Here is an 11,781-nt window from a genome sequence, read left to right as displayed (position 1 = left end):
GGGGTTTTCCCTGAGGTCACCAAGGCGATTGCGCACCACACTCGACGTATGACCGTACGCCGCATCTTCACCGTCGTCGGCGCCGCCCTCGCCGGCACCGTCAACGCCGCCGACGAGGCCGTCCCGCCCGCCGACCCGCGCGAGGTGCGGGCCCTGCTCATCGACATCGGCCTGCTGCGCCCCGGCGCGTTCGACGCCGAGCTGCCCGCCGCGCTGCGCCGTTTCCAGGCCCGCGCCGGCCTGGTCGTCGACGGCATCGCCGGGCCGCGTACCAGTCAGGCCCTGGCCCGCTCCGCCCGCGAGGCCCGCCACCTGCGCGACCTCGGCATGGCTGCCTGAGCCGCTGCAACGCCGATGTGGGCCAGTCGCTCGGTGGTACCTGCGGCGGGGTCGCAGGCGGGGTGCTGCGCCGTGGGCGTCGTCGCACGTTCGGCGAGCTGGACGGCTGTCGGCTGCGACTCCCGACCATGGCCGGGTCCGCGCCGTTGTGGCTGCGGCTGAACCGGGCGATACCGTATCCGACCGAGCAGGTGCGGTCCGTGACGCTGCTCGCCGACGGTGGCCGGTTGCGGCTGGAGGTCACCGCCGAGGTCCCGGTCGCGACCTATCCGGCCGGGACCGGCCCGGGTGCGGGCGTCGACCTGGGCATCATCCATCCCTGTGCCGTTGCCGGGCCGGACGGGCGGTCCGAGCCGAGCGTTCGTGTGGCGGAACGTAGTTGGACTGCTGCGGTCCGTGGTTCAGGCCGGCAGTGTCGCCTGTAGGCGGTCGAGGCCCTCCTGGGTGCCGATGCCTGGCCGGTCCTCCACGTGGTTCAGGTAGTGGTTGATCACGTCGTGGAGGAACTCGCGGTCCACGGCGCTGGACTGCAGCTGCAGCTGGACGCGCTGCAGGTTGCGCTTGCGGCCCAGGCCCCGGCTCGTCACCAGCTCCGGCCACAGGATGCCCAGGCGGCCCACGCCGAAGACCGTCGGCAGCGGGCCCGACATCACGGCCGCCCACGGCACTTCGTGCGTCGTGAACGCGTCGACGACGGTCAGGCTGTCGGCGCGCAGGACCAGGCCGCCGGTGCCGCGGATGAGCATCACGAGGGTGTACACCAGCAGATAGACGCAGCCCATCGTCGCTGCGAACAGCATCCAGGTGAACACGCCCCAGTCGTCGTCGTCATAGACGATGCTGAACAGCACGCCGACCAGCGCGGGCATGGCCGAGGCGTTGACGGCGAGCCGGAAATACGACGGCGGCGCGACGAACTCGTCGGGGCGGATCAGCAGGGCTCGGGGCTTGTGCGCGCGCAGCGCCGCCACGAGGCCGACCACGCCGGTGCCGACGAGCAGCAGGAACGCCAGCAGCTCCGGCCAGAGCTCGGCGTGCAGCGCCACCGTGAAGGGCAGCAGCAGGATGCCCGCGCCGCCCACGAGCAGGTAGTAGAGCCAGGCCTTGCGTCGGCCTAACTCGTCTTCCCCGTTCGCACTCTGTGACACTGCGCCACCTCCTATGCCCGGGAATGTATCGGGTCGCCGGGAGTCACCGCCGCCGCGAATTCGACACAGCCTAAGGGCAACCGGTGAACGGGCTCACACGCCCCTGGGCGGGCACGATCGGTGAACGGCGGGGATTTCCGCGTCTGTACCGATATGACTGTCATCGTGGACGCCGACACCTTCGGGGATCTGAGCCGCCGGTACCGCCGAGAGCTTCAGGTCCACTGTTACCGCATGCTCGGCTCGGCCGACCTGGCCGAGGAGCACGTCCAGGAGGTGTTCCTGCGCGCGTGGCGGGGGCGGGACACGTTCGAGGAGCGTGCCAGCCCGCGCACGTGGCTGTACCGTATCGCCACCAACGCCTGCCTGGACACGCTGCGCCGCCCGAGCCCACCCCTGCAGCCGTACCCCGACCAGCTCCTCGACGACGAACCCGGCCCCGAGTCCGTGGCGGTGAGCCGGGAGACGATATCGCTGGCGTTCATGGTGGCGATCCGCCTGCTGCCGCCCAGGCAGCGGGCCGTGTTCGTGCTCCGCGACGTGCTCGCCTTCCCGGCCGCCGACACCGCCGCGCTGCTCGGCATCGGCGTCACCGCGGCCAACAGCGCCCTGCAGCGGGCCCGGGCCACGCTGCGCTCGCACTGGCCGGACGGCCGCCTGGCGTGGCGGGCTGAGGCCGGGCCGCAGGAGCGGGAGCTGCTGCGACGGTACATCGAAGCCCACGAGAACGCCGACCCCGACGCGCTCGTCGCCGTGCTCGGCGACGACGTGCGCATGACCATCGAGGGGCTCGGCACCTGGAACGGCCGCGAGGAACTCGCCGCCGCGCTGCGCAAGGACATGAACACGCCCGGCCGCTGGCGCATGCTGCCGGTCGCGGCGAACCGCCAGCCCGCCGTGGCCGCGTACGTCTGCCCGCCCGGCGGATCGCGGTACGAGGCCTTCGCCCTCATCGTGCTCGCCGCGCGCGACGGCCGCCTCGCCGAGATCGACGTGTGGCACGACCCGGCGCTGTTCCCCGCGTTCGGGGTGCCGGACGCGCTGCCCTTAGGCTGAGGGTATGCAGCCGCTGCCGAGCACTGACGACCTGCTGCGGGCGATGACCGTGCTGGGGATCGCGGGCGATCCGCTGTACATCATGCGGGATCTGGACCCTGACCGGCGGCGCGCGCACCTGCTCGCGCACATCTGCGCCGCGCTCGTCGCGCGCCAGGAGGCCCTGGAGAGCCTCGCCGGCCTCGAGGTCGACGACCGCGCGGACCTGCACTGGGAGGCCGACCGCGCGGCCGGCGACGTCGAGGCGCTGCAGGCGGCCCGCCTGGCGTGGGTCCAGCACATTGTCGCCCGGCAGCGCGGCCGCCGCCCGGACCCGGTCGCCGACGCGGTCGCCACGACCCTCGGCGTGCTGGTCGAGCTGCTCAGCGCGCCGCCGCGCACCGGGCCGGTCGTCGCCGACGCGATCCAGGGCCTGTGCGGCGCCGCCGACCATCTCGGCACCGTCCTGCGCGCTCACACCGAGCCGGCTTGAACGCACGCGTCCCTGGACCGGATCGGCTTCAGCCGGGTACACCCGCGACGTTCTGGTCCAGATACCAGCCGTACGGGCTGGGATGAGCACCCTGGGCGGCCCGTGGTTCGTAGTGCCGGTGGTAGATGGCGGCCACCAGTTCGCTGCGGCTTCGCACACCGACCTTCGCGAACACGGACTTGAGATGGTCGGCGACGGTGAACGGCGAAATGCCCAGCTCGCCGGCGATCTGACGGGTGCTGCGACCCAACGCCACCAGTCCGGTCACCTCACGCTCACGGACGGTCAGACCGTGAGCGCTCGCGATGACGTCGCTGACGACGATCGGGCGGGCGCCCTCGATGATGACCGAGACGGCAGGATCGGTGATCCCGGCGCCTGAAAGCGGGGAACCATGCAACACCACGTAGTGGCCGGAGCGGCTGGGGACGGCGGCCCGCGCCATCGGATTGCCGGCGCGCACGGCCGCGGCCACCGACTGCACGACGGCCGGGACACGGCCCCGGTCGTCAAGCATGCTCAACCAGCGTTCGGCGGCGGCGGACACCCCTCCCACGGTCCCGTCCGGCTCGACCAGCAGCATCCCGGGCGGATGCTCGAGCCCGACCGGGACGCGCAGCGCCGCGCGCAGCAGTGCGAGCCGGAAGATCTCGGCCATCGTGGAACTCGCGTCCGCGACGAGTGCGACGTCATGGGCGGTGAAACGGGGCGCCTCGCCGGCTCGGTAGAGCGTCAGGGTGGCCCAGCACCGCTGCTCGGATCGCAGGACCGCCCGGAGCTCATCAGTGACCCGCAGCTGGCTGAGCAACGTCTGCCATCGGGCCGCCCGTGACAGGTCACCTCCGGTCGCCTGGTGCAACGACGCCACCGGGACGGCCCGGGTCGCCAACTCGGTGTAGCCGTTGACATCCTCGCCCCGGAACTCCAGGTCGAAGAGGACCCGTTCCCGGTCGCGAGACCCCGCCGGATCGATGCCCGACACGTAGCAACTGGTCCACAGCATGGTGGCGGGGTCGATCGTCGAGATGGCGGCGAAGTCGTAATGGACAGCGCTGCGCAACAGCGTGTCGAGACCCCGGCGCACCGCGTCGAGGTCGCTGTCGCCGGCAGCGAGACGCCTGACGGCTTGCCGCAAGTTCATGTCGCCAGTATCGCCGGTTCCGGATGCGGCCTGTACCCCCACAAAGCAGGGATGGTGGCGCGCTTTCCGCTCGCCATAGGTTGCTGACGAGCCACTGATGAATGGAGTACTCGCCTGATGACCGAGCTGACCACGCCGCGCGTCGACCTTTTCACCGGAATTCACAAGGCCATCCGGGCCGGCCTGTGCGACCTGACCGTACGCGCCGGCGCGACGGATTGGAGCGACCCGGCCGAGCGCGCCGAACTCGGCACGTGCTGGGATGCCATGGTTGAGCTCCTGCACAGCCACACCGAGCACGAGGACAAGTACATCTTCCGGCTCCTCGACGGCCACGAGGCCGCGCTCGCCCTGCCCGAGGACGACCATCGAGACCTCGACGATCTACTGGCCGACCTGCAGGAACGCTTCATCGCGTTGCGCACCGAGGCGGACCCGGCGGCTGGGCTCGCCTGGTACCGCGACCTCTCCCGCTACGTCGGCTCGACGCTGCACCACCTGCACGAGGAAGAGACGGCCGTGATGGCGGCGATCTGGCAGGTGTGCACGGACGAGCAACTGGTCGCCTGCCGTGAGCAGTTCCTCGCCGCCACCCCTGCCCCGGTGACCCGAACCTCGATCCGCTGGCTGTTGCCGGCACTCGATCGTCCGGCCCGGCTCGCGTGGCTGTCCGGTCTCGCCGCCGCACCGGCGGCGATCCGAGGAGCCGTCGCGGACGTGGCACAGCAGGTCCTCGCCCGCGAGGAGGTGGAGCAGGCCCGCGTGGCGCTGCGCCTGAGCTGAAGGGACCAGCTGTGCCGTGCCGTCAGGCCGGTCAGGTCGTACACCACGTGTGACGCCGGCCCACGACCACGCACAGCTGACCACGTGCACCCGATGACGATCAGCCGTCCCGCCGCGCGACCCGCGGCCGCCGCCGGTCGCGCACGTCCGTGCCGCGGTCCCAGATCAGCGGGTTGAGGCCGGCCGGGGACAGCGGGCCCGGCCGCTCGGCGAGCACTTCGCGGCGGGCCGTGCCGGCGGCCGACACGCGGCGCCGGTAGTCGCGGAAGACCTGGATCTCGCCGTTGGGCCAGTCGATCTCGGCGTAGTCCATGCCGGCGAAGGCGTGCTCGCCCAGCTCATGGACAACCGCCGCGTTCTCCTTGAGTATTGCCGGCGTGGCGGTCAAGGTGACCAGGCCACCGATCCGGTCGGCCCGTTGCTGAAATCCGCGCGGCGGGATCCACGGCGCACGCCAACTGCCCGGGATCCGTTTCCGCGCCTCACGTCGCGCGGCGACCGCGGCGTCCAGTCCGTGGGTGTGCCATCGGACGGTGCCGTCCGGGGCGCCGCGCAGCGGCAGGCGCTGACGCAGCTCCCGGGCGGCCTTGCCGGTCATCGGGGTGAGCAACGCCGGCACCAGCGCGATCGGGTCGGCGGGTTCCGCGTCGAACGGGTTGGGATCCAGGTGCGGCCGGTCGATCAGCACGAGCGTGCCGGGAACGCGCTGGTACGCCAGCCCCCACAGCAGGCGGCCGAGCAATCGCGCGCCGCGCCAGTCCGACAGTACGTGCCACGTGCCGTGGTAGAAGTTCGTGCTGAAGCGGACCTCGGTGCCGGGACGCAGCGTCACCACCGTGTACTCCCGCCCGTCCAGCCGCAGCCGGCGGCGGTGCAGCTTCATGCGATCGACGACCTGCGTCACCGCGTGCGGACGCGGCCTTCCGCGCACCCGTACACCTCCTGCGCAATGGGGTTCGGCACGCTCCACTACAACAGCCCGCAGCCGAGCCGGCAAACGGGTTTCCGGTCGGCGATCACGCCACCGGCCACCACGTTTTCCCCGCGGGGGCGTCCTTGACGAAGACGATCCCGTCGTGGCGGGCCACGTGGGCCGGGTCCAGCGGGGCGTAGCCGAACCAGGGGGACACCCGGGGAGCCACGTCGCCGAGGACGGCGGTCAATCGGCGGGCGTCGACGACGTACCGGTCCTCCGGGAGCGCGTACAGCAGCCCCTCGATGGTGTCCGGGGACGGGGTGTCCACACCGCGGTGGCGGATCGTGCCGATGGCCGTGGGCACGAAGGCGTACCCCTCGCCGAGTTGAGCGCTGACGATTGACCCGGCGCTCCACCAGTGCAGCGCCAGGCCGCCCATCCGCGCGCTGCTTTTGTCCCGCTGGAGATGCCCGTTGTGGGCGTACACCATCGCCGGGCCCCGCTCGGCGACGGCGAGCAGGTTGGCGGCCATCATCGACGCCCGCCCGCCCAGCAGTCGCGCAATGCGGCCCGGGGACGAGTCGGCCATCCAGAAGTGGTACCGCAGCAGCCCGACGGCGGTACGACCGTGCATGCGGGCCCGGTCCCAGTCCTCGCGCGAGGACGCAGCGATCAGGTGTGGCGTCTGCGCGTCGAGCAGGGCCACCAGGTCGTCGGCGAGCAGTCGCAGCTGTCCGGCCTCGGGCGTCTGCCCCACGGACCGGGACGGGTCCAGCACGGCCGCGGGATCGCTCCACCGGTCGTCGGCGCCGAGCAGGCGGTCGAGGGTTTCCGCGGTGCACGGAAGCAGGTCGGCGTCGACCCGGGCGGTGAGGTAGGCGTGGAGTGCGGTGAGGGCCTGCCGAGGGCTCGCGGCGCCGGTCGTCTCCAGCGGGCCGTCGAAACCGGCGAAGCGCACCCGCTGGGACCCGGGCCGGCCGTCGTTGTACGCGCGCATCCAGCGCACAAGCTCGCGGTTGGCCGCGGACGCGCCGAACCCGTGGCTGAAGCCGCGCTCCATGGCCTCGTCGAGGGTGCCGGCACCCGACGTCACGTAATCGTCCACGACCAGCCCCATCAGACAGTCGCTCTCGATGGCGATCGTCCGGTACCCCTCCTGCTCGACGAGTTGCCGGAAGAGCTCGTTTCGCACGTCGAGCAGAACGTCCTCGCCGTGCGTGGGCTCGCCCATGGCGAGCAGTCGCGGCCGGGCCGGGAGCAACCCCATGACGGTAGCGGCGTCGACGACATGGACGGCGTCTTTGATGGCAGCAGTCATGCCATCGACCGTATCGTTGAACCAACGGTTGATACTTTTCCGCGACAGTGGCGAACAAGCGCGGCCAAACCTTCAAATCGCGTCCCTGGCCCGGGTCACACCGGCAGGGCTGTCTTCCCGAGGCCCTTGAGGCTGGCGTGGACCTTGCGCTGGTATGGCACCATCGCGAAGCACCGCTGGTGATGGTCGCCGGATTGCCACTGGTTCTGGCTCATGCCGTCCCAGGTGATGTGGATGTCGGAGCGGCTGCTGAGCTGTGACTGGGTCAACCCGAGAAACGCGGCCACCTTGGCCCAGCAGGCGTCGATCATCATGGTCTCGAGCTTGTCGCCAACCGGGAGCGTGGTGCCGGGGACGATGACGCTGCCGGTGTACTCGGCGCCGTGCGGCTTCGCGCAGTCGATCGGGGTCATCGCGGACAGATGCTGGTACCAGCCGTCGGCTCGCTGCTCGGCGACGACGTCGAGGCAGTGCATCGCCGACGGCGCCGCACCGGCCATCGCGCCCTTGAGTGAACCCGTGCGGAACGCCATCGTGCCGTACGCGGTGGCGCTGCCGTAGACCGTGCACACGTAGGTGCGCTGCCCGCCGCCCCACGGGGTCTTCGTCGGCAGTTGCACGTCGATGCCGAGCAGCCCGTCGTGCCAGTCCCCGCCGACGTACTCGTCGGCGGCCTTCCCGCACGCGGCGTACGCGGCCTGGTATCCCGCGCTTCCCGGCTCGGGCGGCGCCGCGGCGGCCGCGGCCTCACCGTCGACGGTCCCGACGAGCACGACCTCCAGCGCGTGACGCCGCTCGCACGCGACCGGCGTGGCCCGGTAGAACCGGGGATCGAACGAGAACCGTGCCTGGCCGTCGAAGCACTGCCCGACGTCCGGTACCTCGAACGCGGGCGAGGGCAGCGGCCGCCAGTCGTCGGCGAGGTCCCCGTCGGTGCCGGCCGGCGCCTGGCACGCGGCCGTCGCCAGTACGAGCGCGCCCACCGTCACGAACCGTGCAGCCTTCTTCACCGTCGTCGCCCCCGTGTCGTTCCGCGCGCCGATAAAGAGCGTCAGCACCGGTACCGGTTTTGTCAACGCTCCGGCCGGGCGGCACGTTCCGGGTGGCTCAGCATGCCTCGCCGCTGGCGTCGTGGCGGGCGCGTGCGGATGTCGTTTCCGCCCAGCGGCCGGAATCACCGGCCGCGGGCCGTCCAGGCGAATTGGCGGGCCGTCATGCCGAACCAGCGATCAGTCAGGCCCTCGTCGGCCATGCCGAGGCGGCGCGCCACTGCCTGCGACGCGGTGTTGTCGAGGTCGGTCAGGGCGAGCACGCGATGGACGCCGGCGTCGGCGGCGGCGCTGAGCAAGGCTCGCGCGGCCTCGGTGACCAGACCGCGTCCGTGGTGGTCGGGGTGCAGATGCCAGCCGATCTCGGTCTGATCGGTGCGACCGTCGGCATCGTGCAGCGGCAGGAGCAGCACCGTTCCCACGGGGTCCGACGCCGGTGCGGTGCTCTCGAGCGGCACCAGGGCCCAGAGACCGAACGGGGCGTCGAGGCCCGCTTCCCGTTCGTGCCATCGAGCGAGACGTTCCCGTGCCTCCGACATGTCCTGGACGGCCCGTCGCGGTGCCGCACCGAGCCAGCGCATGACTTCCCAGCGCGAGTAGAGGTCGAAGTACGCGGGCAGGTCGTCGCCTTCCCAGCGGCGTAACAGGACCCGCGACGTCCGGAGCAGTTCCATGACGACATGGTCGCTTCCCCGTCCGGGCGTAACCACATGAGGGGACGCGCCGTACGACGCGGGCTCGCCCAGGGTTTCTCGTCGAACCGACCGGGTAGCGGCGTCGCCGAAGGCAGTCTGTGCGGTCGCAGGAAAGGGAGGCGCGCCATGACGTCGGCGGATCGCGGGCAGGACCCTGGCACGGCCGAGGAACGGAGCATCGTCGAGGACGACGCGTCCGGTGCCGCCGGCGGTGCGTCGGGTGGCTCCGGTGGTAATTCCGGGTTGCCCGGCCGGCCGGATCCGGGCGGTAACGGGTCGCGCGGGAGGCTCGGAGGACTCAGGCTGCGCCCGCTCGAGCAGCAGACCGTGGTCATCACGGGCGCGTCGAGCGGCATCGGATTGGTGACGGCGCGGATGGCGGCGCGGCGCGGCGCCCGCCTGGTGCTCGCCGCCCGCAACGAGGACGCCCTGCGCACGCTGTGCGACGAGATCCGCGACGCGGGCGGCGAGGCGGCGTTCGTGGTGACCGACGTCGGCCGGCGGGATGACGTGGCCCGCGTGGCGCGCACCGCCGTGGAGACGTTCGGCGGGTTCGACACGTGGGTCAACAATGCCGGCGTTTCGCTGTACGGGCAGGTCTGGGACGTCTCGCTGGACGACATGCACCGGGTGTTCGACACCGTGTTCTGGGGCGTCGTGCACGGCTCGCGGGCCGCCGTCGAGCACTTCCGCGACAGCGGGCGGCCGGGCGCGCTCATCAACGTGGGCAGCGTCTTCGGCGACCGCGCCACCCCCGTACAGTCCACGTACGGCAGCGCCAAGTTCGCCGTGCACGGATTCACCGACGCGCTGCGGGTCGAGGTCAACGCGGCGGGGCTGCCGGTCTCGGTCACCCTCGTGCACCCCGGCGGGATCGACACACCGTACGACGAGCACGCCGAGAGCTACCTGGACGAGCGGCCGGCCCGCCGGGGCATGCTCTACCCGCCGGAGGCGGTCGCCGAGGCCATCCTCTACGCCGCCGCGCACCCGAAGCGGGACCTGTACGTCGGCTCGCAGGCGAAGGTCCTGGCGACGGTGGCGAACATCGCGCCCAAGCTGACCGACCGCGTGATGCGCCGGTACATGTACTGGTCGCAGCGCGCGGACCGCCCGTCCCGGCCACGCGAGGCGAGCGCGCTGTGGCACGCCGGCGACGACCTGCGTGAGCGAGGCTCGCACGAGGGCTGGGTCCGCCGGCGCAGCTACCTCGTCGCGGCGAGCACCCATCCGGTCGCGACGGGCACGATGGCCCTCGCGGCGGCGGCCGGCGCGACGACGCTGGTGCTGCGCCGGATGCGCGACCGCTGGTGACTTCGGCCCGCCCTGCTGTGTCGGGTTGTCGGCAAACCTGGCCGGTGGACCGGGTTTTCGGCGAACCTGACACTGTTGTGCGAGAGAGGGGTGGGCGGTGGTTCGCGGTTCCGGCGGGGCGGTCCGGACGGCCGGTGTCCGGGTCGCGGCGGTCGTCTTCGCGCTGACGTGGCTGGTCTATCCCGGGTTCGGGGTGCCCGACCTGGCGGTGACGTGGGACCCGGCCTGGGCGGTGGCGCTGAATGCCGGTTGGGGGCTGCTGTTCACCGTACTGGTCGCGGCGGCCTTCGTGCGGATCGCCGTGCGGCCCCAGCGCTCGGCGCCCGCCGTGGTACAGCTGCTGTGCGTCGCGGCGGTGCTCGCGGTCTCCGCGGCCGTCTCGTTCGAGTGGGGCCTGCTGCTCGTCGCGCTGGCCGTGGCCGGGGAGACGCTCGCCGTCGCATTCGTGCCGGGGCGTGAGCCGCTGACGGCCGGCGGTGTCCGGGTGGACCGGCCGCTGGCGGTTCTGGCCGGGCTCGGCGCGCTGCCCTGGCTGCTGTACGCCCACGAGATGTACGCGGCGAACCGGGTTGGGCTGCCCGACGACATCACCATCGGGCTCGACCACTACAGCGTGCAGGGGGCGGTGGGTCTCGTCCTCGTGGTGCTCAGCGTGACGGCGGCGGCCTGGGCGCGGGGCCGGCGCTACGTCGGCGTCGGAGCCGGGCTGGTGGCCGCCTATCTCGGCCTCGTCTGTCTCGCCCAGCCGGACACGCCGGGCGGTCTCGCGCCGGTCTGGTCGGCGCTGAGCATACTCTGGGGCATCGCCTTCGGCGCGGTGGCCGCCGTCCGGGGCACGGGTGCGGTGACCACGGACGCGGCGGCCACACCGGTGCCGGAACACTGAGCCGGGAAGCCCTGCTCGACCTGCACCGACCCGCCCGGGACGCCGAACACTCGGCCGGAAGGTCGTCATGACCCCAGCCGTGGACGTCTGCCTGCCGACGTTGCGGATCGTCCGTTTCCGCGGCAACCCGTGCGATCAGCGCTTGTAGCTCGTCCGACTCCTCGGCCGTAAGCTCACCGAGTAGGCCGACCGCATCGTTCAGCAGGTCCGATCCCACCTCCGCCGAGATCTCCTCCTCGTCGGCAAGGTCGATCGACACCATCAAGTTCGCGAGGGCCAACACGAGCTTGTAGGTCAGCACGTGCATCCCCCCAGACATCGAACTCGGACCGATGAAGCCTTCGGCCCATCGGTCCTCGTCGAGGGTGTAGCGGTCGATGAGGAAGCAGTCGGGCTCGTCGCGAAAGCCGGGCAGCGACCGGGCGCGGGCGATGCGGTCCTGGGCCTTCTGCTCCGAGGAGTAGACGCCGAGGGCCTTCAGGTCGTCGCCCTCCTCCTCGTCCCAGTCCAGTTCACCCGCCGCGTCGCGATGTCGTGTCGGCCGGCCGTCGGCGAAGGGCGCGTGCCGAATGTGCCAGAGGAGAAAGACGTCCACCGGCCAACGGTACGGCCACGCCAGCACGTAGGGCGGCCTTCCCCGTGGCGTTCAGGGCCGTCTCCCGGG

13 protein-coding genes and 1 pseudogene are annotated in these 11,781 nt (G+C 71.8%); 7 read left to right on the top strand and 7 right to left on the bottom strand.

What is annotated here, in order from left to right; all coding sequences use genetic code 11:
* Nucleotides 1-48: 48 nt before the first annotated feature.
* Together ACQPY0_RS37165 and ACQPY0_RS37160 are read left to right on the top strand one after the other, a co-directional pair.
* Entirely contained in the window at nt 49-339 is a 291-nt protein-coding gene (locus tag ACQPY0_RS37165) for a peptidoglycan-binding domain-containing protein (RefSeq protein WP_432971628.1), read from the top strand.
* A 200-nt stretch (nt 340-539) separates the two neighbouring features.
* The gene (locus tag ACQPY0_RS37160) at nt 540-764 is read left to right on the top strand and encodes a hypothetical protein (RefSeq protein ID WP_432971625.1); all 225 of its coding nucleotides are present in this window, start codon (nt 540-542) and stop codon (nt 762-764) included.
* Here ACQPY0_RS37160 and ACQPY0_RS37155 read toward each other — a convergent pair.
* A complete protein-coding gene (locus tag ACQPY0_RS37155; protein WP_432971622.1) occupies nt 741-1,487 on the bottom strand; it encodes a hypothetical protein in 747 nt (248 codons plus the stop codon). The two genes, ACQPY0_RS37160 and ACQPY0_RS37155, sit on opposite strands and share 24 nt — an antisense overlap.
* A gap of 153 nt (nt 1,488-1,640) precedes the next feature.
* Between ACQPY0_RS37155 and ACQPY0_RS37150 the strand changes: the two genes are divergently transcribed.
* Entirely contained in the window at nt 1,641-2,543 is a 903-nt protein-coding gene (locus tag ACQPY0_RS37150) for a sigma-70 family RNA polymerase sigma factor (protein ID WP_432971619.1), read from the top strand.
* Between the two features lie 4 nt (nt 2,544-2,547).
* Nucleotides 2,548-3,015 (top strand): hypothetical protein, encoded by a 468-nt coding sequence (locus ACQPY0_RS37145; RefSeq protein ID WP_432971616.1) that lies wholly within the window; start codon nt 2,548-2,550, stop codon nt 3,013-3,015.
* A 28-nt stretch (nt 3,016-3,043) separates the two neighbouring features.
* Here the strand turns inward: ACQPY0_RS37145 and ACQPY0_RS37140 are convergent, their stop codons facing one another.
* Nucleotides 3,044-4,156 (bottom strand): LuxR C-terminal-related transcriptional regulator, encoded by a 1,113-nt coding sequence (locus ACQPY0_RS37140; protein ID WP_432971613.1) that lies wholly within the window; start codon nt 4,154-4,156, stop codon nt 3,044-3,046.
* A 117-nt stretch (nt 4,157-4,273) separates the two neighbouring features.
* Here ACQPY0_RS37140 and ACQPY0_RS37135 point away from each other — a divergent pair, with 117 nt between their 5' ends.
* Complete coding sequence (locus tag ACQPY0_RS37135) at nt 4,274-4,939, top strand: hemerythrin domain-containing protein (protein WP_432971610.1); 666 nt, start codon at nt 4,274-4,276, stop codon at nt 4,937-4,939.
* Between the two features lie 100 nt (nt 4,940-5,039).
* Here ACQPY0_RS37135 and ACQPY0_RS37130 read toward each other — a convergent pair whose 3' ends face one another.
* From ACQPY0_RS37130 to ACQPY0_RS37115, 4 genes are all read right to left on the bottom strand, one after another.
* Nucleotides 5,040-5,870 (bottom strand): hypothetical protein, encoded by an 831-nt coding sequence (locus ACQPY0_RS37130; RefSeq protein ID WP_432971607.1) that lies wholly within the window; start codon nt 5,868-5,870, stop codon nt 5,040-5,042.
* A gap of 85 nt (nt 5,871-5,955) precedes the next feature.
* Nucleotides 5,956-7,173: an erythromycin esterase family protein gene (locus tag ACQPY0_RS37125; RefSeq protein WP_432971604.1), complete on the bottom strand. Its 1,218-nt coding sequence runs from the start codon at nt 7,171-7,173 to the stop codon at nt 5,956-5,958.
* A 95-nt stretch (nt 7,174-7,268) separates the two neighbouring features.
* Nucleotides 7,269-8,231 (bottom strand): septum formation family protein, encoded by a 963-nt coding sequence (locus tag ACQPY0_RS37120; protein WP_432971601.1) that lies wholly within the window; start codon nt 8,229-8,231, stop codon nt 7,269-7,271.
* A gap of 116 nt (nt 8,232-8,347) precedes the next feature.
* Entirely contained in the window at nt 8,348-8,896 is a 549-nt protein-coding gene (locus ACQPY0_RS37115) for a GNAT family N-acetyltransferase (protein ID WP_432971598.1), read from the bottom strand.
* 348 nt (nt 8,897-9,244) lie between these two features.
* Between ACQPY0_RS37115 and ACQPY0_RS37110 the strand changes: the two genes are divergently transcribed.
* Together ACQPY0_RS37110 and ACQPY0_RS37105 are read left to right on the top strand one after the other, a co-directional pair.
* The gene (locus ACQPY0_RS37110; RefSeq protein WP_432971596.1) at nt 9,245-10,231 is read left to right on the top strand and encodes an SDR family oxidoreductase; all 987 of its coding nucleotides are present in this window, start codon (nt 9,245-9,247) and stop codon (nt 10,229-10,231) included.
* 97 nt (nt 10,232-10,328) lie between these two features.
* A complete protein-coding gene (locus tag ACQPY0_RS37105; protein ID WP_432971593.1) occupies nt 10,329-11,117 on the top strand; it encodes a hypothetical protein in 789 nt (262 codons plus the stop codon).
* 397 nt (nt 11,118-11,514) lie between these two features.
* Here ACQPY0_RS37105 and ACQPY0_RS37100 read toward each other — a convergent pair.
* Nucleotides 11,515-11,712: pseudogene (locus tag ACQPY0_RS37100) on the bottom strand (hypothetical protein); the annotation flags it as partial.
* Nucleotides 11,713-11,781 lie beyond the last annotated feature (69 nt).

Origin of the sequence: Dactylosporangium sp. CA-233914 (assembly GCF_050942935.1) — a bacterium.
Classification (GTDB): domain Bacteria; phylum Actinomycetota; class Actinomycetes; order Mycobacteriales; family Micromonosporaceae; genus Dactylosporangium.
Note: the sequence above shows the minus strand (reverse complement) of the source record. Positions and strands in the feature narration are given on the sequence as shown.

What these genes read in the sequence shown, in the direction of transcription:
- ACQPY0_RS37165 (WP_432971628.1), top strand. Translation starts at nt 49, where the DNA reads ATGACCGTACGCCGCATCTTCACCGTCGTCGGCGCCGCCCTCGCCGGC.
- ACQPY0_RS37150 (WP_432971619.1), top strand. Translation starts at nt 1,641, where the DNA reads ATGACTGTCATCGTGGACGCCGACACCTTCGGGGATCTGAGCCGCCGG.
- ACQPY0_RS37145 (WP_432971616.1), top strand. Translation starts at nt 2,548, where the DNA reads ATGCAGCCGCTGCCGAGCACTGACGACCTGCTGCGGGCGATGACCGTG.
- ACQPY0_RS37140 (WP_432971613.1), bottom strand. Translation starts at nt 4,156, where the DNA reads ATGAACTTGCGGCAAGCCGTCAGGCGTCTCGCTGCCGGCGACAGCGAC.
- ACQPY0_RS37135 (WP_432971610.1), top strand. Translation starts at nt 4,274, where the DNA reads ATGACCGAGCTGACCACGCCGCGCGTCGACCTTTTCACCGGAATTCAC.
- ACQPY0_RS37125 (WP_432971604.1), bottom strand. Translation starts at nt 7,173, where the DNA reads ATGACTGCTGCCATCAAAGACGCCGTCCATGTCGTCGACGCCGCTACC.
- ACQPY0_RS37115 (WP_432971598.1), bottom strand. Translation starts at nt 8,896, where the DNA reads ATGGAACTGCTCCGGACGTCGCGGGTCCTGTTACGCCGCTGGGAAGGC.